Source organism: Microbacterium sp. Mcb102, assembly GCF_024519805.1.
Taxonomy (GTDB): Bacteria; Actinomycetota; Actinomycetes; order Actinomycetales; family Microbacteriaceae; genus Microbacterium.
In genome coordinates this window covers 402390-424076 of record NZ_JALJRG010000002.1, presented here as the reverse complement: position 1 = coordinate 424076, position 21687 = coordinate 402390, and the positions used below count along the sequence as shown (strand labels likewise).

At 68.8% G+C, this 21687-nt stretch carries 25 protein-coding genes and 1 pseudogene; 9 read left to right on the top strand and 17 right to left on the bottom strand.

Features of this window, described 5'->3' with window-relative positions:
• The first annotated feature begins 37 nt into the window (after positions 1-37).
• From OC372_RS08350 to OC372_RS08340, 3 genes are read left to right on the top strand one after another with little or no spacing between them, the layout of a single operon-like run.
• A complete protein-coding gene (locus tag OC372_RS08350) occupies positions 38-376 on the top strand; it encodes an ArsR/SmtB family transcription factor (RefSeq protein WP_262001488.1) in 339 nt (112 codons plus the stop codon).
• A 1-nt stretch (position 377) separates the two neighbouring features.
• Positions 378-1022: a dihydrofolate reductase family protein gene (locus OC372_RS08345; protein WP_262001487.1), complete on the top strand. Its 645-nt coding sequence runs from the start codon at positions 378-380 to the stop codon at positions 1020-1022.
• A 9-nt stretch (positions 1023-1031) separates the two neighbouring features.
• Positions 1032-1493, top strand: coding sequence for an SRPBCC domain-containing protein (locus OC372_RS08340; RefSeq protein WP_262001486.1), 462 nt, complete (start codon positions 1032-1034; stop codon positions 1491-1493).
• A 12-nt stretch (positions 1494-1505) separates the two neighbouring features.
• On the opposite strand, the gene OC372_RS08335 is transcribed toward OC372_RS08340, so the two are convergent.
• Both OC372_RS08335 and OC372_RS08330 read right to left on the bottom strand, forming a co-directional pair.
• Positions 1506-1808: a hypothetical protein gene (locus OC372_RS08335; protein ID WP_262001485.1), complete on the bottom strand. Its 303-nt coding sequence runs from the start codon at positions 1806-1808 to the stop codon at positions 1506-1508.
• Between the two features lie 4 nt (positions 1809-1812).
• Positions 1813-2211, bottom strand: coding sequence for a VOC family protein (locus tag OC372_RS08330; protein WP_262001484.1), 399 nt, complete (start codon positions 2209-2211; stop codon positions 1813-1815).
• Positions 2212-2310: 99 nt separating this feature from the next.
• Here OC372_RS08330 and OC372_RS08325 point away from each other — a divergent pair, with 99 nt between their 5' ends.
• Both OC372_RS08325 and OC372_RS08320 read left to right on the top strand, forming a co-directional pair.
• Complete coding sequence (locus tag OC372_RS08325) at positions 2311-2769, top strand: prevent-host-death protein (RefSeq protein WP_262001483.1); 459 nt, start codon at positions 2311-2313, stop codon at positions 2767-2769.
• A 2-nt stretch (positions 2770-2771) separates the two neighbouring features.
• Positions 2772-3113: a hypothetical protein gene (locus tag OC372_RS08320; protein WP_105712295.1), complete on the top strand. Its 342-nt coding sequence runs from the start codon at positions 2772-2774 to the stop codon at positions 3111-3113.
• Positions 3114-3181: 68 nt separating this feature from the next.
• Here the strand turns inward: OC372_RS08320 and OC372_RS08315 are convergent, their stop codons facing one another.
• Both OC372_RS08315 and OC372_RS08310 read right to left on the bottom strand, forming a co-directional pair.
• Positions 3182-4882 (bottom strand): long-chain-fatty-acid--CoA ligase, encoded by a 1701-nt coding sequence (locus tag OC372_RS08315; RefSeq protein WP_262001482.1) that lies wholly within the window; start codon positions 4880-4882, stop codon positions 3182-3184.
• 52 nt (positions 4883-4934) lie between these two features.
• Positions 4935-5330 carry a hypothetical protein gene (locus tag OC372_RS08310; RefSeq protein ID WP_262001481.1) on the bottom strand — a complete coding sequence of 132 codons (396 nt, stop codon included), beginning with the start codon at positions 5328-5330 and terminating at the stop codon, positions 4935-4937.
• 137 nt (positions 5331-5467) lie between these two features.
• Between OC372_RS08310 and OC372_RS08305 the strand changes: the two genes are divergently transcribed.
• Positions 5468-6838, top strand: coding sequence for a serine/threonine-protein kinase (locus tag OC372_RS08305; protein WP_262001480.1), 1371 nt, complete (start codon positions 5468-5470; stop codon positions 6836-6838).
• Positions 6839-6861: 23 nt separating this feature from the next.
• Here OC372_RS08305 and OC372_RS08300 read toward each other — a convergent pair whose 3' ends face one another.
• The 5 genes from OC372_RS08300 to OC372_RS08280 form a co-directional block, all read right to left on the bottom strand.
• Entirely contained in the window at positions 6862-7923 is a 1062-nt protein-coding gene (locus OC372_RS08300; RefSeq protein ID WP_262001479.1) for a hypothetical protein, read from the bottom strand.
• Between the two features lie 117 nt (positions 7924-8040).
• Complete coding sequence (locus tag OC372_RS08295; protein ID WP_029262377.1) at positions 8041-8244, bottom strand: hypothetical protein; 204 nt, start codon at positions 8242-8244, stop codon at positions 8041-8043.
• A 60-nt stretch (positions 8245-8304) separates the two neighbouring features.
• Positions 8305-8436, bottom strand: coding sequence for a hypothetical protein (locus OC372_RS08290; RefSeq protein ID WP_258134278.1), 132 nt, complete (start codon positions 8434-8436; stop codon positions 8305-8307).
• Positions 8437-8574: 138 nt separating this feature from the next.
• A complete protein-coding gene (locus OC372_RS08285; RefSeq protein WP_262001478.1) occupies positions 8575-8850 on the bottom strand; it encodes a hypothetical protein in 276 nt (91 codons plus the stop codon).
• A gap of 320 nt (positions 8851-9170) precedes the next feature.
• Complete coding sequence (locus OC372_RS08280) at positions 9171-10571, bottom strand: threonine/serine exporter ThrE family protein (protein ID WP_262001477.1); 1401 nt, start codon at positions 10569-10571, stop codon at positions 9171-9173.
• A 181-nt stretch (positions 10572-10752) separates the two neighbouring features.
• Here OC372_RS08280 and OC372_RS08275 point away from each other — a divergent pair, with 181 nt between their 5' ends.
• Together OC372_RS08275 and OC372_RS08270 are read left to right on the top strand one after the other, a co-directional pair.
• On the top strand, positions 10753-11007 hold the full coding sequence (locus OC372_RS08275) for a hypothetical protein (protein WP_105710589.1): 255 nt from the start codon (positions 10753-10755) through the stop codon (positions 11005-11007).
• Entirely contained in the window at positions 11004-11504 is a 501-nt protein-coding gene (locus OC372_RS08270) for a BLUF domain-containing protein (protein WP_262001476.1), read from the top strand. Before OC372_RS08275 ends, OC372_RS08270 begins: the two co-directional genes overlap by 4 nt.
• Positions 11505-11544: 40 nt before the next feature.
• On the opposite strand, the gene OC372_RS08265 is transcribed toward OC372_RS08270, so the two are convergent.
• The 6 genes and pseudogenes from OC372_RS08265 to OC372_RS08240 form a co-directional block, all read right to left on the bottom strand.
• Positions 11545-12162, bottom strand: coding sequence for a TetR/AcrR family transcriptional regulator (locus tag OC372_RS08265; protein WP_262001475.1), 618 nt, complete (start codon positions 12160-12162; stop codon positions 11545-11547).
• A gap of 29 nt (positions 12163-12191) precedes the next feature.
• Complete coding sequence (locus tag OC372_RS08260; protein ID WP_262001474.1) at positions 12192-14372, bottom strand: YhgE/Pip domain-containing protein; 2181 nt, start codon at positions 14370-14372, stop codon at positions 12192-12194.
• Positions 14369-17254 carry a YhgE/Pip family protein gene (locus OC372_RS08255; RefSeq protein WP_262001473.1) on the bottom strand — a complete coding sequence of 962 codons (2886 nt, stop codon included), beginning with the start codon at positions 17252-17254 and terminating at the stop codon, positions 14369-14371. The genes OC372_RS08260 and OC372_RS08255 overlap by 4 nt, the downstream gene beginning before the upstream one ends.
• Before the next feature lie 68 nt (positions 17255-17322).
• Positions 17323-17880 carry a hypothetical protein gene (locus OC372_RS08250; RefSeq protein WP_262001472.1) on the bottom strand — a complete coding sequence of 186 codons (558 nt, stop codon included), beginning with the start codon at positions 17878-17880 and terminating at the stop codon, positions 17323-17325.
• Positions 17881-17958: 78 nt separating this feature from the next.
• Complete coding sequence (locus tag OC372_RS08245) at positions 17959-18618, bottom strand: NADPH-dependent F420 reductase (RefSeq protein ID WP_262001471.1); 660 nt, start codon at positions 18616-18618, stop codon at positions 17959-17961.
• Between the two features lie 11 nt (positions 18619-18629).
• A pseudogene (locus tag OC372_RS08240) lies at positions 18630-19730 on the bottom strand (LLM class flavin-dependent oxidoreductase).
• A gap of 97 nt (positions 19731-19827) precedes the next feature.
• On the opposite strand from OC372_RS08240, the gene OC372_RS08235 reads away from it, so the two are divergent.
• Positions 19828-20292, top strand: coding sequence for a MarR family winged helix-turn-helix transcriptional regulator (locus OC372_RS08235; RefSeq protein ID WP_262001470.1), 465 nt, complete (start codon positions 19828-19830; stop codon positions 20290-20292).
• A 17-nt stretch (positions 20293-20309) separates the two neighbouring features.
• Here OC372_RS08235 and OC372_RS08230 read toward each other — a convergent pair whose 3' ends face one another.
• A complete protein-coding gene (locus OC372_RS08230) occupies positions 20310-21374 on the bottom strand; it encodes an NAD(P)/FAD-dependent oxidoreductase (protein WP_262001469.1) in 1065 nt (354 codons plus the stop codon).
• Complete coding sequence (locus tag OC372_RS08225; RefSeq protein ID WP_262001468.1) at positions 21371-21676, bottom strand: NIPSNAP family protein; 306 nt, start codon at positions 21674-21676, stop codon at positions 21371-21373. The genes OC372_RS08230 and OC372_RS08225 overlap by 4 nt, the downstream gene beginning before the upstream one ends.
• Positions 21677-21687 lie beyond the last annotated feature (11 nt).

Sequence of the window (21687 nt, the reverse complement as noted above, 5' to 3'; positions counted from 1 at the left end):
CTTGACGAGATGTCGATCCTTCGTGATACTTAGGTGCATGCCTAAGTATCACGAAGAGATCGACGCCGTGTTCCGCGCTCTCGCGGATCCGACGCGTCGCGCCATCGTGGAACGGCTGGCGAAATCTCCCGCTGTCGTGTCCGATCTCGCGGCGCCGTTCGCCATGGCGCTGCCGTCGTTCCTGCAGCACCTGAACGTGCTCGAGGGTGCCGGAGTCGTGACGTCGGAGAAGCTCGGGCGGGTGCGCACCGTGAGTCTGCGGCCCGGCGCCCTCGATGTGCTGCACCTGTGGCTCGGCGAGCAGCGCACACCCGCGGAGCACCACGCCGACCGACTCGGCATCCACCTCGCTCTCACGACCCCGAAGGAGAACTGACATGACACGTGTCCGCATGGACCTGTTCGCCTCGCTGGACGGCTACACGCCGTCGGATGCGACCCCCGAGAATCCGATGGGCGAGGACTGGGCGCGCCTCACCGCCGCGTATACCGCCACCCGCACGTTTCGCGCGAACGTCTTCGGGGACACGAGCGGCGCGGGCACGACCGGCGTCGACGACCGTCATGCGGCCGCGTTCTTCGACGGAGTCGGCTCCGAGATCATGGGTGCCGGCATGTTCGGACTCCACTCCTTCCCCGACGATCCGGACTGGAAGGGCTGGTGGGGTGACACGCCTCCGTTCGGCACCCCGGTCTACGTCCTCACCCACACCGCACCCCGAGCGCCGCTGCCGATGAACGGCGGAACCACCTTCCACTTCCGCGACGCTCCGATCGACGAGGTGCTCGCCGAGGCGAAGGAGGCGGCCGGCGACCTCGACGTGCGCGTCGGCGGAGGCTACCGAACGGCGCGAGACTTCCTGCGCGCAGGGCTGATCGACGACCTGCACCTCATGGTCACCCCGATGTTCCTCGGTCGAGGGCATCGACTGTGGGACGACCTGGTCGGCTTCGAGCTCACCCACGAGGTGACGACAGAAGTCGCCGAGAGCGGCGCGATCCACGTCACTCTGGCCCGATAGGAGGCGGGGATGACGATCGAACGCCGACTCGCGCGCTCCGGATTCACCCTGACCCGCGACTATGCGGCGCCCGTCGAGCGCGTCTGGGCGGCGTTCGCCGACGAGGACAGCAAGCGGAGCTGGTGGGGCGACGCCGACCGCATCCGCCCTCGGGAGTGGGTGTTCGACTTCCGCGTCGGCGGCCGTGACATCGACGAGGGCAAGTTCCACGGCGGTCCGGTTTCACGGTACGAGGCGACGTACACCGACATCGTCGAACACGTCCGCATCGTCACCACGTACGACATGTGGCTCGACGGGGCCCACATGTCGACGTCGGTCGCGTCGTTGGAGTTCGAACCGATCGATGCCGGTACCCGCTTCACGCACACGGAGCACGGCGTCTTCTTCGACCAGTTCTGGGCGGACGGGCAGGGGCGTGAGGACGGCACGCGCGGCCTCCTCATTGCGCTGGGTCGGCACCTCGCCTGACCTCCGCAGATCTCAGCGGGTGAGCAGTGCGACCACCACAATGATGGCGGCGATCGCCACGACCAGCGCGGCCCAGCCCAGCCAGCTCCCCCGCGGCGGGCGTCCGATCGCGGGAGAAGTCCCCAGTCGGACGCGGATGGCGTCGGCTTCGGCCTCGAGTTCTTCCTCGCCATCGTCCGGGGGGAACGTTGCGAGCGTCCCGCGCAGTCGCTCGCGCGCGATCACCTCGAGTTCGACCTGGATGTCGGCCAGACGGCGCTCCAGCTCCGCCCGCTCTTGAGCGGGGAGTGCCTCGCGGTGCCCGTGGTCGCTCACGGGGTCAATCGTCGGACTCGATGGCGAGGGTGTTTCCGTCGGGGTCTTCCACCCAGGCGATGCGGCCACCGCCCGCACGCGGTCCGATCCCATGATCGTCTTGCCCGAATCCCTCGTAGCGGACGGATTGCGCCCCCGCCGCCGTCAATCCGGCGACGACCGCATCGATGTTGTCGACGTACCAGGTGGCCACTGTCGAGCGCGTCGAACCCGCAGTGGGCGTCTCGAAAACGTTGAGCACGGTCCCCTGCCCGCAGGCGTAGAACCGAGCGCCTCCTTGGATTCCGGCACTCGGGCCGATGCTCACGGGGACGAGGCCCAGCACTTGCTCGTAGAACGCCGCCGACCGTTCGATATCGGTCACCCCGATCGAGGCCCTGACCGGGTAATTGCCTAGCGTCATGAAGTCACCATGCTCTCGAACTCTGTGAGATCCATGCGAGGGCGAAGCGCTCCAGGACCATCCTTAGACTTCCGAACACATTCCGAATAGAATGAACGCATGACGATCCTCAACGACCTCCGCACGACGACTCGGCGCTCGTCCGATCTCAGCAAGCACTCCGCTGACGTCTTCGCCGAGGCGGAGGACCACACGGTCCAGATCACGCGCCGAGACGGTGAGCCGCTCGTACTGATGTCGCAGCGTGAGGCCGACGCCCGCGCGGCGCTGCTGCAGTTCGCCGCCGACCTGATCACGGTCACGCTCGACGAGGAGGGCACTCTCGCGTCGCGGATGGCTGACCGCTTCCCGTGGATGCTGGCGCTCTCCGATACCGACCAGGCGACGTGCGCACGGGATCTCGTCGATGCGGCTCGCGCATCGTTCGCCACAGGACAGCCCCATCTGGCGATCGCGGAGCTCACGTCCTGGCGGGAGACGGCGACCGCGATCGCCGCAGGGCTCTCCGCTCGACCTGCGGAGTGGCTGGATTACGACGAGCTGATCGAGCGTCCCTGAGCGTGGCCAAGGACGACCTGGTCGCCAGGCCCACGAAGAAGACCGAATACACGATCCGATACGCGACCGCCGGCGCCCGCAGGGGTTGGCGCGACCTCGTCGCGACCATCCGCAACCCCATGGCCGATACATGGGACTTCCTCACGGGAAGCCCTCTCGAGCGAACACCGACGAACTATCCGCTGCGAGGCGAGCTGCAGTTCATCCAGCGCGGCAACGCTCGTCACGAGCGCTGGCAGCACAAGCCGACCGCCCAGGGTGATGCGCGAATCTGGTTCTACGTCGACGGTGGCGACGTGTTGATCGAGCAGGTGCACACGCATCACCCGAACGCGACGAAGTAGCGAGCCACTTCTGGTGCACTCGCCCACGGCCGGGGCCGGTCCGGTGACTGACGGGTGGGTTCGACCCCTCAGCGATCCTTGAGCAGCTCGTCGCGCACCTGGCGACGCAGCACCTTGCCGATGAGCGACCGGGGCAGGTCGTCGACGGCGGTGATGCGGCGCGGTACCTTGTAGGGCGTCAGCCGCGTGCGGCAGAAGTCGCGCAGCGCATCCACGTCGAGGGTGGCGCCCTCGCGGAGCACGACCGCGGCGGCGACGTCTTCTCCGCCATGGGGCCTCGGAAGACCGACGACGGCCGCGGCGGTGACGTCCGGGTGCGCCGCGAGCACGTCCTCCACCTCGCTGGGTGACACGTTGAACCCGCCCGTGATGATGAGTTCCTTGAGGCGGTCGACGATGCTCACGAACCCGTCGTCCGAGACCTCGGCGATGTCTCCGGTGCGGAGCCAGCCGTCTGCCAGCAGCGCATCCGCCGTATCGCCCGGACGCCCCCAGTAGCCCTGGAAGACCTGAGGCCCACGGATGAGGAGCTCTCCGCGCTCGCCGGCCGGCATGTCGACATCGGTGTCCTCGGGGTCGACGACGCGGATCTCGGTGCTCGGGAAGGGCACGCCGACGGTGCCGGGACGACGGGTCGGCCCCATCGGATTGCCGAGTGCCACCGGCGAGCTCTCGGTCATGCCGTAGCCCTCGACGAGGAGGCCGCCGGTCGCCTCCTCCCACCGCTTCACCGTCGCGACCGGAAGGCTCATCGCGCCGGAGATGGCGAAGCGGACCGTCGAGAGATCGATGGTCCCGCGCGTGGCTGCGCGAGCCAGAGCGTCGTAGATCGGCGGCACGGCGGGGAGGAAGGTGGGCGGAGTCGAGCGCGCCGCGGCGGTGACCAGCCCCAGATCGAACGCGGGGAACAGGACGAGCCGCGCTCCGATGCTCATCGCGAACGTGAGGCACAGCGTCATGCCGTAGGCGTGGAACAACGGCAGCACGCCGTAGAACGTCTCCTCGCCGCCGACGAGGCCTGGTACCCACGCCCGCCCCTGCATCGCGTTGGCGCGGAGGTTCGAGTGCGTGAGGATCGCGCCCTTCGGAACGCCCGTCGTCCCACTCGTGTACTGCAGCAGTGCGGTGTCACCCAACGTGGGACCGGGCACGCGTCGCGAGAGCCGGCGATGGTCGACGAGACTCTTCCAGGCGACGAGGTGCCGTGCCTTCGGCGTGCCGGTCAGCTTCGCTCGTGCCTCACGAGCCTTGGGCACCGGGAGGCGGAGCGCGACGCGCTTCGACAAAGGCATCGCCGCGGTGATGTCGACGCTGACGATGTGCTCGACCCGGAGGTCGGCGGGAAAACCTGCGACCATGTCGGCGGCCTTGTCCCACACGATGGCGACGCGCGCACCGTGATCCTCGAACTGGTGTCGCAGCTCCCGCGGTGTGTAGAGGGGGTTGTGCTCGACCACGATCGCGCCGAGTCGAAGCGTCGCGTAGAACGCCACGACATGCTGCGGACAGTTGGGAAGCACGAGGGCGACGCGGTCGCCCTTGCCGACCCCGAGCCGCCGCAGGCCCTCCGCGGCGCGCTCGATCTGCTCCCCGAGCTCCCGGTACGTCGTGACCGCGCCGAAGAAATCCAGTGCCGGACGCCGGCCGAACGCCTTCACGCTCGCCGACATCATCTCCGGAAGGGTCTGCGTCGGCTCATCGATGTCTGCGGGGACGCCCTCCGCGTACGAGTCGAGCCAGGGGCGTGAAGAGAGGGGAGGAACGGGCATGCCTCCATCCTGCCGGGGAATGCCGGTGCCTGTCAGGCCGGCCGCCGTCGATTCACCCCACGAACAGCAGAATGATCGAGAGCACGACCGCCGCAGCACCGACGCTGGCGAGCGTGACTCCGAGCACCTGAACGGCATGGAGGAGAGGGCGGCGGGGTTCGAATCGCATCAGGCTCGGGTGGTGTTCGCTGACGAACGCATCGACCTCTTCGCGGCCCTGCCAGTGGCCGGATTCGTCGGCGCGGAGCGGGCGCTCCCAGAAGTCGCCGGCGGTGAACCATCGGGCACGGGCGCGGCCGTCGTCCTCGAGGATGAAGACCTCCTGCGGCACCCAGCGGCCATCGTGCACTTTCACCAGGAAGACGATGAGCAGGAGGGGGAGACCGACCCCGAGGCCGATCCACGACAGGATCTCGGCGATCAGCCCGATCGCATCGGCAGCATCCATGATCGGCTCCGTTCTCCTGAGAAAACAGTACCGGGGGTGTGTGGGCGCTCGTGTCAAGGCCCGAGCCTCGAGCGCGTCGAATCCGTAAGGTGGGCGTTCGCCGCCCGATACCCGACGGGCGTCAGGAGGATTCGACGATGACCGATGACTCGCTTCCTACCGAAGCGCTGCTCGATGGGCGCTATCAGCTGCAGGAATGCGTCGGGCAGGGCGGTATGGCCCGCGTGTATCGCGCCGACGACATCTTCCTCGGCCGCACCGTGGCGATCAAGATGCTGCGCGAGGAGATGGACGACGCCCAGTCATCCGGTCGTGCGCGCAGCGAGATGACGGTGCTCGCCTCGCTCAATCACCCCGGCCTGGTCACGCTCTATGACGCGCAGCTCGTCCCGGGGCGAGCCGAGTACCTGGTGATGGAGTTCATCGATGGGCCGACCTTGTCCGCCCGCATCGCGCAGGGGCCGCTCGCACCGGCCGAGGTGGCCCGGCTCGCAGCGGACCTCGCCGAGGCGCTGCATGTCGTGCACGGCGCCGGCATCGTGCATCGCGACATCAAGCCGTCGAACGTGTTGATGTCGCGGACGCCGCTCGCCGGCAGCCGGTCGGGGGCGAAACTAGCCGACTTCGGGATCTCCGTCCTCGTCGATGCTGCGCGGCTCACCACCCCCGGGCTCGTGATCGGAACCGCGGCGTATCTCGCCCCGGAGCAGTTGAGAGGGGAGCCGCCCGCTCCGCCCGCCGACATCTATTCGCTGGGGCTGGTGCTGCTCGAGGCCCTCACCGGTGCGCGAGCCTTCCCGGAGGCCGAGGGTATCGGTGCCGCGATGGCCCGGCTCATCGAGACGCCGGAGGTGCCGGCGGCGCTGGGATCCGAGTGGTCCACCCTCCTGACCCGGATGCTGGCAGCGGACCCCGGGGATCGGCCGCGCGCCTCGGAGGTCTTCGCCGCGTCGTCGGCACTCGCGACCGCATCGTCAGCATCGTCGCGTCCGGCACCGCCTGCGCCTCCGCGTCCTGCCGTCCCGGCCACGGTCGCCGCGATGGCCGCAGCGGGCGCCGTGTCATCGCCGGCCACCACCCCGACCCTCCTTCTTCCCGACGGAGCTGTCCGACCGCGCGGTCGGACAGCGCGAAAGGCTCGCAGACGTCGCCGGGGGATCATCGGCGGCGCGGTGGTCGCGGCGGTCGCGGCATCCGTCCTGACCGGTGTGTGGCTGTCGGGCATAGGCGCCGTGGATCCGGACGTGACCGACACGGTCGACACCGAGCAGTCTCCCGCGACGACTCCGGAGCCCTCCGTGACACCCGTGAACGCTCCCGTGCAGCCTGCCGAGCCGGTCGTGCCCGCCGAGGACACCGAGCCCGGCGGTGGAAAGCCGACCGACGAGCAGAAAGCCGCCGAGAAAGCGGCCAAGGAGGCGGAGAAGGCGCAGCAGAAGGCTGAAGAAGAGGCCAGGAAGCAGGCGGAGAAGGTGCAGAAAGAGGCGGAGAAGCGGGGCGACGGTTAGATCCTCCGGCCTCGGACGGCTCGCTACTCGACGATGCAGGCCGAGCTCACGGTGAGGTGGACCAGGCCGTCGGTGCTCGATGTGTCCCGCACGCTCATCCGCTCCACGGGGCGGCCCTCGCTGTAGCGGATGTCCTCCTGCATGGCACGATCCTTCTCGTACCCGGCCCGGTCCCAGATCTTCAGGATGTCGGCGACCGATCGGGTGTTGTCGTCGGTGCGGAAGTCGAGCCGCAGCTCGCGGCGGGTGCCGGGACCCTCGGCACACGCAACGGAGCGGATGGGCAGGGCGGCGGTGTCGATCGGAGCGCCGGATGCGTCGACGGCGGTTCCGGAGGCGGCGTCGAGAGAGGCGCTCACGAGTTCCGTCGTCTCGTCATCGACCGATGCGGCGGTCACGGGCGCCGGCTCGGGAGTCGTCGCGGGGGCCGGGGAGGGAAGCGGTTCGCGGTGCGCGTCGAGACCGCACTGCGGCGTACGCCCTTCGAGCACGGGCACGGAGAAAGCCCCCGCGTAGGTGCCCAGCGGATTCGAGCCCGCGTTCGGCCGGTTGATCGCGTACGAGACGGAGAGTGTGTCGCCCGCCTCGGTCACGGCGTAACCTCCCATCGCGAACGGCTCGTACGCGTCGTCGCCGGACGTCCGCGCGACCGAGGTCGCGATGAGGCCGTCCTGCCGGTACACCGTGCCACTCGACCCCCTCAGCGACTGGTGCTCGACGACGACGTAGCCCGTGTCGCAGTCGCCCTGCAGCAGCGGCGTGGCTTTCGCGTCGCCCACGAGCGTGATGACCACGGCCGCGAGGGCGGTGGCGCAGGCGGCGAGGACGATGCCGATGATCTTGAGCGCCAGCATCCACCGCGGCGCATCCACGCTCCACAGCCCGATGCCGAGGGAGAGGAACGCGATCAGCATCGCGAGGCTCATGAGGCTGCGCTCATCGAGCGGCCCGATCAGGAGGGAGGCCGTGCCCGAGGTCGCTGCCGACACCCCGAGCTGCCCGAGCACGACGGCCGTGGCGAAGGCGAAGAGTGCGCCCGCGACCCTCGCGACCGTCCGTCGACGAGAGGCAGCGGGTCGGGGCACCTCTGAAGCCTAGGGCGGGCCGAGCGCCGAGCCGCCGGATACCCAGGACACTGTCGGCATCCGGTGAGCGTCGACCGGCGAACCCGCAGAAGCAATCTGACCGCTGGTCCTCAGCGGTCAGTTCGTTCCGGGCGGGAGCTTGTCGACGCCGTGCCGGTTCGGCTTGCCGGGTTCGGCTGCCGTCTCGGGCGAGGCGTGGGTTTCGCCGACGGGTGCCTCGGAGGTCGGATAGCTCGGCTCTTCGATCTCGATCGCCTTGTCCCGCTCTTCGAGGGGAGGCAGGTGGTCCAGGGGCTGTTTGATGTCGTCTGGGTGTGTCATGCCCCGAGGATGCGACGCTCCGGAAGAGAACGCCAGGGGGTTGCGCACGTGCGAATCAGGTCACTCGTCCTGGTCGGCGACGTCGATATCGTCGTCCTCGTCGATGTCGTCATCGGTGGACGGCATGTCCGGGTCGATGCCGACGGCGTCGACGAGGGGCTGGTCATCGTGGTTGTTCTGCGGATCTGACATCAGAGGCTCCATTCGGCTGAGGGGTGGGGCGATCAGTCTCGCCCCACCGGCCCGGGCACGCGTGCCCATTGACAGACGCGTGCGCCGGGCCGGACAATCCCGACCCTCGTCGGCTCGCCCGCCGGCGTCTCGTCGACGTCAGGCGGTGGCCAGCGGGGGCAGATGCGGGATCGGAACTGGGCGTCCGGCACGGCTCGGCGAGTGGAACCGCTGCACGTCCTCCAGAACATCCGCCGCAGACATGTAGTAGGTCGCGAGCGGCAGGTCTCGTAGCCAGACGGCCTCGACCTCGACCGTGTCGACCTGAAAGATGCAGGCGACCGTGCGGCGCGAGTCATCCGCGGCGTAGCGGTGGTCGAGGATCAGCCACTCGGTATCGGTGATCTTCCTGAGCTCGAATCGGGGATCGGGCATCGTGAACATCTCAACACTCCAATCAGTCGGCCGGCATCGGCTGTCGAGGAGCGCACCGCATCCGAGGATGCTGATCTCTGCATCGTGCGGTGGAACGGGCGCCCTTTCAGCCCCGCCGGAATTCACGGAAATTATACGTCCGACCCGATATGTTGCTCAACTTCCGGTGCGCGTCGTTCGCGTGGGGTCGCCGAGTGCACGGCGTGCCCGCGAGTGCACGGCTCGTCGACGCGGATACCCCGTGCATTCGGCGCCAAGCCGTGCACTCGGCGGGGAGTGGGAGGAGTGAGAGGAAGGGGGGGGAGGGAGGGGACCGGGGGTCAGCGGCGGACGCGGGCGCGGGTCTTCGCGACGCTCGCGAGAGTCGCCCGCACCGGGGTGCCGAGGTAGAGGCCGAGCGAGGCGCCGGACGCCAGACCGATGCCGATCACTGCGGCGTCGATGAGCGATCCGCCGGCGACCAGCATCCCCGTGGACGTCCCGGTGGCGTGCACCATCTCCAGCAGGCCCTGGAACACGGCGACACCGGGAACGAGGGGGACGATGGCCGCCGTCGTGACCGCGACCGACGGGACGTGCAGGTTGCGGGCGATGAGCATCCCGAGGAAGCTCGCGAGCAGAGCGCCGACCGCGCTCGCCGCAGCCGGGTGCAGGTTCAGCGCCACCGAACCCGAGTAGCCCGCGAGGGTCACCGCACTGAGCAGCGCGCTCACCAGGATGATGCGGATGCCGGCGCCGTTGAACACCGCGACGGCGATCGCGATGATGATCGCGCCGACGAACTGGTTCAGGATCGGGCCGAACGGTGCCGGGTCGTCGGGGAGGTCCATGGTGAACCCCAGGACGCTCCCGAGTTCCAGGCCGACGAGGATGCCGATCACCACACCGAGGGTCTGCATCGTGAGGTCGAGGATGCGCCCGCCGGCGGTGAGTGCGAAGCCGTCGATCGCATCCTGTGCCGCGCCGACCACGGTGAGCCCGGCCAGCATCAGCACGATGCCCGAGGCGACGATGATGGAAGGCCGGATGCCGACGAACGGCTCGATCCCCGCCGAGCCCAGCGCCGAGACGACGACCGCCACGACGGTGGTCACGAACCCTCCGGCGATCTGGCTGAAGAACAGCGGAACGCGGAGGCGAGCGAGACCCGCCTGGGTCAGAGCCGCGCACAGGGCGGCGACGAACGTGAGTCCGACGATGATCGGGGAGGCGCCGAGCATGATGCTTACGCCGACGGCGAGCAGGGCTCGGGCGACGATCACGACCGGCTGCTGATAGCGGAACGGGACCCGGCGGATCGCTCGGAAGGTCGTGCGGGCGGATTCGAGGTCGAGCCCACCGTCGATGTCGGCGACCAGGGCCTGCACCCGCTGCAGCTTCGCATGGTCGGGGGCGGTGACCCGCACGACGCGCACCAGCGTCTCGGGCCAGACCTCGCCGCTCAGGTGGAACGACACCGTGATCGAGTTGTAGGTGACGTCGACCTGCACGCCCTTCATCCCGTACGCGTCGCAGACGCGGGTGATGGCCAACGTCACCTCATGGGCCGAGGCGCCGACCGCGAACATCGACTCCCCGATCCTCGTCGCCAGGTCGAGCACCCGGGGCACCGTGCGTTCGTCGATGACGGGCAGGACCTCGGTGTGCGCGACCGTGGAGGGGTCGGTGTGCAGCAGGCGGCGCACAGCGGAGAGCAGCGGCCGGCGGGGTGTCGCGGACATAACGTCCATTCTCCCGGACGAGGGCCGCCGATCGAGGTGATCGAAGGCTCTGCTTTCGAAGCGGATGCCGAATACCGTGCGGATCGTCGCTCCTGCAACCCCTACGGCGCGCGCTTAGCGCACCGCTGCCGCGGCTGTAAAGGGGAGCGCGCTGTGGACGGTGCGCACGTATCGTTCCAGAGTGCCGAACTCCGCCCGACCCGATCACGACGTCCTCTGGGCCTGCGTCGAGGAGGGCTTCCATGTCGGAAGCCGCCGCGGCGACTTCCTCGGATACATCGACAGGCAACCGGACGGAGGGTATCGCGCGTTCGATGCCCGGTCACGGCCCCAGGGCGACTTCCCGACGTTGCCGGCGGCCACGGCCGCGGTGGAACAGCTGATGGTCGAGTCGTCGCCCGAGTTCCATGACGGTGAGCAGGGGGTGGCGTTGTGAGCGCGAAAGCCGACACCGGTCTGGTCTCGCTGGTCTACACCAGCACTGCTTCCCAGCCGTTCCGTGAATCCGCACTCGAGCAGCTCCTCACCGTGTGCCGGCGTCTCAACGATGGGCGTGCCATAACCGGCATGCTCCTTCATCGAGACGGGCGCTTCATCCAGGTGCTGGAGGGGGATCCGGAGACCGTCGCGGACCTCGTCGACGTCATCCGCGACGACTCCCGACACCACGACCTGCGCGTGCTCATGCAGGAGTCGATCGCCGAGCGCCGCTTCTCGGACTGGACCATGGGGTACCGGGTGCTGCATCGCGGCGAGAGGCGCCCCGAGGGTTACCGGGACTCGTTCGCCGACCTGGACGCCGGCTCAGATGTGGACACCCTCGTCCGGGCGCTGACCGAGCTCACCCTCTGGTTCCGGGTGCGCGCGGGGGATCGGTCGGTCAGTGCCGAAGCTGTGGCGAGTCCGGGGCGGTTCGGCGAAGCGACGGCCTGAACGACCGCGAGCGGGCGCGAGCGAGCCGCCCGCCGCGGTCTCAGTCCTGCGCGAAGATCTCGGGGTGCGCGCCGATGAGCTCGGCCTGCTCCGTCCACGAGAGGCCCACGATGCTCAGCACCACGCGCACGACGGTCGAGTCCGCATCGGTCGTGGTGAGCCGCAGCTCGCGCAGGGTGGCCCGCGCCGTCTCCTCGATGAGGAAGGCGAGCAGCTCGGCCGGCATGTCTGCACGGAACGCCCCGGAGTCCACGCCGGCCCTCGTCAGATCGCGGATCCGTCGGCGCAGCGGTGCCAGAGCGAGCACGGTGTCGGTCAGATGCGCATCATCGAGGGCGATGTTGGCGGACGCGCGGACGGCCGAGGCCTCCCGCCACAGCCGCGTCGCCATCCGCGCCAGCGTGACGCGGGGGTCGGATTCGTCGGTCGCCTCGGCGATCGCGTTGAACCGCTGTGCGCCGACGGCGATCACCTCGCGCAGCAGGCTGTCGCGGTCGGCGAAGTGGCCGTAGACGGACCGACGCGTGAGGCCGGCGGCCTGGGCGATCACGTCGAGCGACGCCGTGGGGTTGGTCGCGAGCACCGACTGCGCCGCGCGCAGCAGGGCCTCGCGGTTGGCGAGCGCATCGCGCCGACGTCGGGGATTCGGTGAGGTCACTTCATGGTCCTTTCGCGGAGACACAGGAGTCACGACATCAACTTGGTCGACGCGAGTGCGTCGACGAGCTTGCGGTTGTACGTCATCAACGGGCGACGGAGCACGAGACCGAGGAGCAGCGCGGGGATGACGAACAGCGCGAGCGCGCCCAGCGACCACCAGAAGTCGCCCTGGTAGACGCCGGCGATCGCCGATCGCACCATGTTCACGGCGTAGGTCGCGGGCAGGAACGGGCTGATGCTCTGGAACCAGTCGGGCAGCAGCTGCAGCGGATACGCTCCGCCCGAACCCGAGATCTGGATCACCAGGAGCAGCACCGAGAGCGCCTTGCCCGCGTTGCCGAACGCGACCACGGCCGTGTAGACGATGAGGGTGAACACGGTCGAGATCGCCCACCCGGCCAGGATCAGCAGGAGCGGATGCGCGGGTTCGACCTGGACGAAGAGGATCAGCCCGAGGGTCAGCAGCGTGCTCTGTGCGAGTCCGACCAGGCCGAAGATGCCGTAGCGGCCGAGATACTTCTGCGTCGGGGTGAGTTCGGGGCGATCGGGGAGCGTCTCGGCGTTCACGTCGACGCGGATCGTCACGGTCATCAGCAGCGCACCCACCCAGAGGGCCAGGATCATGTACAGCGGCGCCATGGCCGCGCCGAAACCGGCCACGGGGAAGACCGCGGTGCGGTCCACGCGCACGGGTTCGGCGAGGGACGTGGCGAGCACGCCGGGGTCGGCGCCCATCAGCTCGCTGAGATCGCCGGTGTCCGCGGCCTTCGTCATCGCCTGCTGCACGGTGTCGAACCGGTCGGCCAACGTGTTCAGCGATGCCGACAGCTGCGTCGTGGCCTCCTGTGCGCGCGACAGGGTCGACTGCACGGAATCGGATGCTCCGGAGAGGCCGGACGTGATGCCGGAGAGGTCGGAGCGGATCGCCGAGACGTCGGAGCCGATCTGCGTGAGGGTCGACGAGAGGGAGTTCAGCTGTGCCTTCAGCCCGTTGTCGTACGTGCTCCGTGCATCCGTGATCGCCTTCTTCGCCGCGGCGATCGCGGCGGTGATCTCCTGATGCGAGCTCTGCGCCGAGTCGTTGCCGGCCGCGATCTCGGTCGCCGCGGTCTGGAGGCGCTCCTGCAGGGCCTGCTGCCGGGCGATGGCCTCATCGAGCCGACTGATCACGGCGTCGAAGTCGGGCTGCGCGGATTCGGGAAGGTTCGGTCCGACCTCGGTCTCCAGGGTGTTCTTGACCGCGGAGTACTGGTCGAGCTGCTGCTGCACGCGGTCCGCGAGCGTGGTGATCGCCTGCACCTGGCTGCCGCTGAGCGAGTCGGCCCCGGCGTACAGTTCGTCGATGCGCTGACCGACGGCGTCGTAGCTACTCGCCGTCGCCGCGAGCGCATCCGTCAGGGACTGGGCGGCCGTCTGCAGGGTCGACTTCAGTGTGCCCGCCGCGTCCACCCCGCTGCCGAGCGCGCCCGAGGTGTCGGTGAATGCGTCACCGGCCGAGTCCACCAGGCCCGAGGCGCTGTCGAGCAGGGGTCGGCTCGCCTCCAGCAGTGCCGTGAAGGTGTCGGCCGTGTGCGCCCCGGACCGCAGCTGATCTCCCACGCTCCCGAGGCGGGCCTCGATGCGGGTGAGCGCTGCCTGCGTGTCTTCATCGGTGAGGTAGTCCGACATCGACGAGACGAGGCCGAGAGCCACGTCGCCGAGCGTCTGGGCGAAGGTGTCGCTGATCGCGGACGAGACCCCTTCCGCACCCTGTCCGGTGATCTTCGGCGCCAGGGCGTTCTTCTTCTCGTTCGTGTAGAGGGCGATGTGCGTGCGGTCGCCGCCGTCGGCGTAGAACGTCAGCATGTCGGCGCTGAACGTCTCGGGCAGCACAATGGCGGCGTAGTACTCGCCGGACTTCGTCCCGTCGATCGCGTCGTGCTCATCCGTGATGACCCAGTCGAGCTGGTCGTTCCCGCGAAGCTGGGAGAGGACCTGTTCGCCGACGTTCACGCGGATCGGCACGAGGTCGCTCTCGTACCCGGCGTCGGTGCTCGCGACCGCGATCTTCAGGTCTTTCGTGTTCGCGAACGGATCCCAGCTGGCGATGACGTTGAACCAGGTGAACAGCGACGGGATGACGACGAGGCCGAACAGGACGATGCACGCCATCACGTTCTGGGTCGCGTGCCGCACGTCGCGGGCCGTCAGGTGCAGGATGTCCCTCATGCGCGGTCCTCCCCTTCTGCTGCGCGGTGTTCGTCTTCGTCGGTGAGTGGTTCTTCGTCCGCGAGATCTTCTTCTGCCTGCTCGGCGTCGTCCTGCTCGGCGGTCTGCTCGGGATCCGGTCCGATGCGGGGTTCCGTATCCGGCCCTGTCTCCGTCTCCGTCGCCGTCTCCGGGTACGGCTGCGTGTCCGGCTCGGGCTCGAACCATTCGGTGAGCAGGGCGTCTGCCTCGGCGCCGGCGGCCGGAGCATCCGGGGCCTCGGGCGCCTCCGCCTCGGTCGTGGCGACCGGTGCGTACCGGACCGTGCCGAGCGGCCCCTCCGCTGAGGCGGGCATGACCGCGTCACGGCCGGCGGGACCGACGAGGGCGAGCTCACGCAGCTCTGCGTCGTCGAGGGCCGCGACCTCCGCACCGTTCTCGAAGCTGTGCTTGATGTACTCGATGGCCACCAGGAATCCGATGACGAGGAGGATCCAGAGCGTCCACAGTCCCAGCAGCAGCGCCTTCGATCCGGGAAGCGCCCAGGTGATGACCCCGAGCACGACGAGCCCCGCGACCCCCGTGAGCACCGTCGCCTTCAGCAGCGCCGGATAGCGGCGGGTGAACGGCTCGGCGCGGCGAGCGAGGTCTTCGCGGTACTCCCCGCGGTTCGAGAGCGCTCGGATCACGTCGGTGAGCCGGTATCCGCTGCCGACGACCTGCACCTTTTCGCCGATGAGGAGGTCGGTGGCGAGGACCTGCCGGTTGAAGAGCAGGGTGAAGTTCGCGAGACGGCGGCGCAGCACGAGCCCGATGAGGAACGCGAGAGCGACGAACACGGCGAGGGCGCCCAGGAAGCGCCAGTAGTGGCCGTCGTAGAAGCCCCCGATCGTCTCGCGCATCGCGTCGATGCCGTAGGAGAACGGCAGGAGCGGATAGATCGCACGGAAGAATCCGGGCATCAGCTCGATCGGGTACAGCCCGGACGCGCCGGGGATCTGCATGATCACGAGCAGGATGCACAGGCCACGACCGACGTGCCCGAACGCGACGCAGAGGGCGTAGATGATGCTCACGTAGGCGAGGGCGATGAGCACGCCGGTGCCGAGGAAGGCGGCGGCGCTGACGGTCTGCACGCCGATGATCAGGTTTCCGGTGCACACGATCAGCGCCTGGCCGACGGCGAGCGTCGCGAAGAGGAAGAAGCGGCCGAAGTAGGCCTCGCGCACGGTGACGCCCTCGACGCCCTCGGTGTCGACCTCGACGCGGAAGATCACCATGAGCACGAAGGCGCCGATCCACAGCGACAGGTTCGTGAAGAGCGCCGCCATCGCCGACCCATAGGTGTCGACGGGGAACACCAGGTGCTCGTCGACCTCGACGGGGGAGGAGATGAACTGGGCGATCTGCTCGGGCTCCAGGTCGGTCAGTGTGCCCAGCAGACCCCATTCGGATGCGGCGTTGAGGGCGACGACGTCGGTGCGCGAGGTCTGCAGCCCCTGCTCGATGCCGGCGAGGTCGCCGTCGAAGCTCTCCAGTGCCGACGAGGTGGCCACGAGCTGAGAGTCCAACCCGCCCAGCAGCTGGTCGGCTTCGGCGAGCACGCCCTTCTGCGCATCCAGCGCCGCCGACAACGATCCGACGCTCGACGACAGCTGCGACATGGCGCTGTTCAGCGAGGGGACGGTGCGGGTGAGGATGTCGCGCATCGCCGACGACGCATCCCTGGTGTCCTGCATCGCCTTGTCGACCGCGTCGGCCGTCGCCTGGACGGAGCCCACGGTGTCGGATGCGCTGGCCTTGAGGTCCTTCAGGTCTGCGAGCAGCTGCTGGTCGGTGGCGTTGCGCTGCTGCAGCGAGGCGATGACCTCGGTGAGCTGCTGCTTCGTCTCGTCGCTGAGGTCGGTGTCGTCCACGAGCGCCTGCAGACGCGCGGCGGCCGCTTCGTTCGCCTCGAGCACGTTCGAGACGTCGTCGATCCCGGCGTCGATGCGCACACCCGCCTGCTCGAGGCTCTGGGTGAGACGGGTGATCGAGACGTTCGCCTTCGACGACGCATCGGCGAGCAGCGTGGTGCCCTGGAGGAACGCGGTGGTGGCGCTGTCGGTGAAGGCGATCACCTCCTTCTGCGTCTCGGCGATGATCGACTGCGTCTGGTCGAGCGACTTCTGCACATCGCCGAGCGTCTTGTCGACGTCGCCGAGCGTGCTCCGGGCGGAGGCGAGAGTGCCGCGAGACGAGGTCAGCCCGTCCTGCGTCTCGGCGAGGTTCTCGCGCGCCGACGAGATGGTCTGCGCTGCCTGGTCGAACGCGTTGAGGGTGTTGTCCCTGGCGTTCAGCAGCCGCAGCTCGGTGGAGTCGCCGACGTCTTTGAGGGCGTTCGTCGCGGCGAGTGCCACCTGCTCCTTGAAAGCGGTGGTGACCTGCTTGTCGAGTTCGGATGCGCCGACGTCGGTGATCTTGGGCGCGATCGCGCCGGCCTTCTCGTTGACGTAGTACTCCAGCGCCGGCTGGGTGAAGTCACCGCTGGTGATGCTGACCAGGTCTTCGCTGAACTGCGCGGGGATGACGATGGCGGCGTAGACGTCGCCCTTCTTCACGGCCTCCTGAGCCTCGTCCTCGCCCATGAACGTCCAGCCGAGCTGGTCGTCGTCCTCTAGCTGCGCGGTCACCTGCTCGCCGATGTCGATGTGACCGGTGAGGTCGGAGGTGGCGCCCTCGTCGAGATCGACCACCGCCACGCGGATGTTCGCGGTGTTCGCGTAGGGGTCCCAGAACGCGTTGATGTTGAACCACGCGTACAGGGCCGGGGTGATGAGCACCCCGATGATGATGATCCAGGCTTTGGGTACGCGGGAGAGTCTCTTGACGTCGCGCTTGTAGACCCGCCAGCTCTGTTTCACAGGACGAGTTTACACAATACGTGCACACGAGCGTGCAAGTTAGCTGAGTAAAGCGGTCGGGGCGTGCGTCAATTCAGGGTCGTGACCGTCAGCTCGTTGGTGGCGGTGTCGCACATCGTGAGCTGCCACACGGGCGCGCCGTCGTCCATCACGCGGGCCATCTCCACGATGAGTGGACTGGGGTATTCCTCGCCCGAGAGCTGCGCCGCGGTATAGGCGCTGCTGCCGTTCAGCTGCTGCTCCGCCTCGGTGAGCTCCGTCTCGCCGGTCGAGAGAACCTCCAGGGTGCGGACGTCGACCAGCGACTCCCGGCCGAAGCTCGGGTCGTCGACCCGTTCGCCGAACGCGTCCTCACGGGTGTCGGCGCTGCGCAGCCGCCACGCGAAATCGTCGTCGAGCCACTCGAGGCGCAGACCGACGATGGTGCCGCCGGTCGCCTCGGACTCTCCGGGCAGGGATTCGAGGAAGTCGGAGGGCCAGGAGACCTCCGACGGCAGGCAGGTGCCGGGGAAGCCGTCGCCGACGGCCGCGGGCGGGCTCGGGACGGCGGCCGCCGAGCATCCGGCACAGGCCAGCATGCCTGCGAGCACGAGTGCGCTCGCGCGCAGCCTGGGGGGAGTGGGCATCGGTGCCTCCATGGTCGTCGACGGCTTCTGGGAGCCTAGCCGGGCCAGCGTCGTCGCCCCCGCCCGGACCTCCGGCGGTCATCGCGGCGGGATCGGCGAGGCGATTCCGATCAGTCTGCGCAGCTCGTCGGCGGTGACGTCGGCGCCGAACGCGGGGTTCCCGGGTTGGAGCGCAGCTCCCGCCGCGAGGGTGTCGATGAGCACGGCATCGAAGCCGAGCCTGTCGATCACCTCCGCGACGCGGGCGAGGTCGGCGGACTCGTCACCCGCGACGGCGATGGCCTTGCGCCCGGGCGCTCCGGCGGGTCGCGATTCGTCTTCGAGGTCGTGATAGCCCATGTGGTTCAGGGCCTTCACGACCCGCGACTCCGGCAGGAACTCCTGCACGAGCTCGCTGGTCGAGGTGCGTGGATCGCTCAGGTCGTCACGGATCCCGTCGGTCTCCCACCAGTAGTTCATGGCGTCGAGCACCAACGTCCCGCGCAGATGCTCGACCGGAAGCGTGCGGTACTTGCCGAGGGGAAGGGCCAGGATGACGGCATCCGTCCCGGCAGTCGCGTCCGCGGCCGTCACCGCGCTGGCCCCGGGGGCGAAGACGTCGATGGTGAGCGCGATCCGCTCCGGAGCGTCCGAGCCGGCGATGAGCACGCGGTATCCCGCGGCGAGGGCGAGGCGGGCGATCGTGGTGCCCACCTTGCCCGCGCCGAGGATGCCGATGGTTTCGATGGTGTCGTTCATGGTGATCTCCCTCACGCGTGGACGGCCTTGCCGTCTTTCGTGATCCGGGCCACACCCGGGTCGGCGAACGCGCCCTCTCCCGGGTCGTCGGCGAGCAGTTCGCGCACGCGCGGGGCGACCTTCTCTCCGAAGAGGCGGATGCTGCGCGCGCGCACGTCCTTCGGCAGGTGCATGATGTCGTACTTCAGGTCGAACCGGGACAGGTGATTGCTCCGAACCGCGGCGGCGAGCTTGTGCGCGACGGTCTCGGGGGAGCCGACGTAGAGGGCACCGGTGTCGACCTCCTCCTCGTAGCGCTCGAGCGTCGGTGCGTAGAAGCCGCGCTCCTTGCTCATCTGGGTCACGACCGGCTCCCAGTGCTTCCAGTGCACGTTCTTCGCCTCATCATCGGTGTCGGCGATGAGGCCGAGCGAGTGCTGCCCGATCGGGAGTTCCGCCCGCCCGAACTGCTCCAGTGCACGCAGGTAGAGCCGGGCGTGGCCGGCGAACCGCTCGGGGCGTCCGCCGATGATCGCCATCATCAAGGGCAGTCCGTTCTCGGCGGCGCGGATGACGGAGTCGGGGCTGCCGCCGATCCCGATCCACGCCGGGATGCCGCCCTCGGGCATGCGCGGATGCAGGCGCACATTCTCGAGCGGGCTGCGGTAGGAGCCGCTCCAGGTGACGTTGTCCTCGCGCATCAGGCGCAGGAACAGGTCGAGCTTCTCCTCGAAGATCCGCTAGTACTCGGCGATGTCGTACCCGAAGAGGGGGAACGACTCGATCGCCGACGCCCGTCCGAGGATGAGCTGGGCGCGTCCGTTCGAGAGTCCGTCGACCGTCGCGAACTCCTGGTACAGCCGCACCGGATCCTGCGTCGAGAGCACGGTCACCGACGAGCCGAGCCCGATCGTCGACGTGGCCTGCGCCGCGGCCGCCAGCAGCACCGGGGTCGCGGAGTCCATGTGCCCCTCGCGGTAGTGCTCGCCGACGCTGAAGACATCCAGGCCCACCGACTCGGCGAGCTGCGCCTCTTCGACGAGCAGCCGCAGCGTCTCACCGTCCGACAGGATGCGACCGCCGTCCGTCGCCACCTCGCCGAAGGAGTTCAGCCCGAACTCGAGTTCCGTCATGTCCATCACGACCCTTCTCCACGGCACCGGTCCCTCCGGATTGACGTGTCAATACCTTGCAACCGTAGAATTGACATATCAATTCCCAGGAGGTGTCATGATCGAAGAACGTCGTCGCCGCACGCCGACGCCCGAGCAGCTGCGCATCTGGCGGGACTTCATCGAGACGAGTGAGGTCCTTCGCTCTCGTCTCTCCGCACAGTTGCAGAGCGAGTCGTCGCTCTCCTCCGGCGACTACCAGGTGCTGCTCGCGCTCAGCGAAGCTGACGGCCGCAGGGCGCGCTCGTCCGAGCTCGCGACGCTGATCGACTGGGAGCGCAGTCGGCTGTCACACCACCTCGGACGGATGGAGAAGCGCGAACTCATCCGACGAGTCCCGTGCGCCGACGGCGTGCACGGCGTCGACGTGCTTCTCACCGAGACCGGAGCCGACGCGTTCCGGGCCGCGAACGTGCCGCACCTGCGCGCCATCCGCTCGCTGTTCGTCGACGCGCTCTCGCCCGAGCAGCTCGCGCAGGTCGACGACATCACCACTGCGCTGCGCAGGAACCTCGAAGGCTGATCGGGCCTCGAGGAGCCTCAGAGCGCGGCGTGGTCGGCGGCGACCTGGCGTCCGATCTCGGCGGACAGGATCACGCCGGGGTGAGCGACCGCCAGATGGAGGCCGGGCATCGCCGGCACCGGCCCGACCAGAGGGTGGCCGCCCGCCGGTATCGGGCGTTCGGCGATGACGGCGTGCTCGAGGCGGACGTCATCGGTGTCGACGAAAGAGCGGCGGATCGCGGCGAGAGCGGCAACGGCGAGCTCTCTCGGATCACCGGAGAAGCCCTCGGGGACGTCTTCTGCGGCGAGGAGGGTGGTGTCGTCCAGCTGGCGAACCTCGAGCTCCGGGGTGGAGAGGATGCCGCGCGCGAGCGGGCGGGGCGTGGAGAAGCGCAGCAGGCAGCACGGCGACCCCACGACGTCGATGTTCACTCCGGCGGATGCGGCGATCCCCACGGATGCGGTGCCCGCAGCGATGACGACGCTTTTCGCCACGAGTTCGCCATGGTCGGTCAGAACGCCTCGAACTCCTCCGTCATCGCTGAGCACCCGCACGACGGTGATACCGGTCCGCACCTCCGCACCGTGCTCCTGCGCGCTCTGCAGCAGGGCGCGCGTATACCCGACGGGGTCGACGCCGACATCGTCGGGGGCGTAGGCCACGACGTCGGGAACTTCACGAAGGCCAGGCTCCCGCATCCGCGCCTCGTCGGCCGTGAGCAGCTCCATCCGGTGTCCCGCGGCCTGGTGATCGGAGACGAAGGCGCGAGTCAGCGCATCGGATTCCTCCCAGGTGACCGCGCCGAACGCACGGAGCCCGATGGGCGCGGGGAGTTCCGTGACGACGCGATCGAACTCCGGCCGCGCACGCTGACGAAGGGAACCGGCGTAGGCGTCGGCCGGGCTCTTGGCCATCCCGACCCAGGCGAACGACGCGGCCGTCACCCCCGCCCCCGGTGCCTCGCGTTCGAGCACGATCACGTCGTGTCCCGCGCGAGCCAGATGATGTGCGACCGCGGCGCCGATCACACCGGCACCGATCACGATGATGCGGTCGTGTTCGGTTGCTCGCCGCTCGGGCTCCGCTTCCCGCGTCGTCACTCGAAGACGGGGCTCAGGAAGCGACGCTCGTAGCGGCGGATGCACTGCGTCCGCCGCGCGAGGGCGAACGCCTCGACGCACTCCGGATCGGTCTTCGACGCGGTCCGGTAGACCTCGTACTCGGCGAGGGAGGGGAAGGTGAACAGTGCGAACGCCTCGTCGCTGTCGCCCTCGCTCGGCAGGAAGTAGCCGTGGTGGGTGCCGCCGTGCTTGGCCACGAGCCGGATCCAGGTGCGACCGTACTCGGTGAAGTCCTCGAGCTTGTCGGGGTCGATCTCGTAGCGCAGGTGAACGGTGATCATGCCCCGATCCT

What these genes read in the sequence shown, in the direction of transcription:
- OC372_RS08225 (WP_262001468.1), bottom strand. Translation starts at nt 21,676, where the DNA reads ATGATCACCGTTCACCTGCGCTACGAGATCGACCCCGACAAGCTCGAG.
- OC372_RS08285 (WP_262001478.1), bottom strand. Translation starts at nt 8,850, where the DNA reads ATGCCCGATCCCCGATTCGAGCTCAGGAAGATCACCGATACCGAGTGG.
- OC372_RS08235 (WP_262001470.1), top strand. Translation starts at nt 19,828, where the DNA reads ATGATCGAAGAACGTCGTCGCCGCACGCCGACGCCCGAGCAGCTGCGC.
- OC372_RS08295 (WP_029262377.1), bottom strand. Translation starts at nt 8,244, where the DNA reads ATGACACACCCAGACGACATCAAACAGCCCCTGGACCACCTGCCTCCC.
- OC372_RS08325 (WP_262001483.1), top strand. Translation starts at nt 2,311, where the DNA reads ATGACGATCCTCAACGACCTCCGCACGACGACTCGGCGCTCGTCCGAT.
- OC372_RS08280 (WP_262001477.1), bottom strand. Translation starts at nt 10,571, where the DNA reads ATGTCCGCGACACCCCGCCGGCCGCTGCTCTCCGCTGTGCGCCGCCTG.
- OC372_RS08260 (WP_262001474.1), bottom strand. Translation starts at nt 14,372, where the DNA reads ATGAGGGACATCCTGCACCTGACGGCCCGCGACGTGCGGCACGCGACC.
- OC372_RS08310 (WP_262001481.1), bottom strand. Translation starts at nt 5,330, where the DNA reads ATGGATGCTGCCGATGCGATCGGGCTGATCGCCGAGATCCTGTCGTGG.
- OC372_RS08330 (WP_262001484.1), bottom strand. Translation starts at nt 2,211, where the DNA reads ATGACGCTAGGCAATTACCCGGTCAGGGCCTCGATCGGGGTGACCGAT.
- OC372_RS08315 (WP_262001482.1), bottom strand. Translation starts at nt 4,882, where the DNA reads ATGCCCGTTCCTCCCCTCTCTTCACGCCCCTGGCTCGACTCGTACGCG.
- OC372_RS08340 (WP_262001486.1), top strand. Translation starts at nt 1,032, where the DNA reads ATGACGATCGAACGCCGACTCGCGCGCTCCGGATTCACCCTGACCCGC.
- OC372_RS08350 (WP_262001488.1), top strand. Translation starts at nt 38, where the DNA reads ATGCCTAAGTATCACGAAGAGATCGACGCCGTGTTCCGCGCTCTCGCG.
- OC372_RS08305 (WP_262001480.1), top strand. Translation starts at nt 5,468, where the DNA reads ATGACCGATGACTCGCTTCCTACCGAAGCGCTGCTCGATGGGCGCTAT.
- OC372_RS08290 (WP_258134278.1), bottom strand. Translation starts at nt 8,436, where the DNA reads ATGTCAGATCCGCAGAACAACCACGATGACCAGCCCCTCGTCGACGCC.
- OC372_RS08245 (WP_262001471.1), bottom strand. Translation starts at nt 18,618, where the DNA reads ATGAACGACACCATCGAAACCATCGGCATCCTCGGCGCGGGCAAGGTG.
- OC372_RS08250 (WP_262001472.1), bottom strand. Translation starts at nt 17,880, where the DNA reads ATGCCCACTCCCCCCAGGCTGCGCGCGAGCGCACTCGTGCTCGCAGGC.
- OC372_RS08345 (WP_262001487.1), top strand. Translation starts at nt 378, where the DNA reads ATGACACGTGTCCGCATGGACCTGTTCGCCTCGCTGGACGGCTACACG.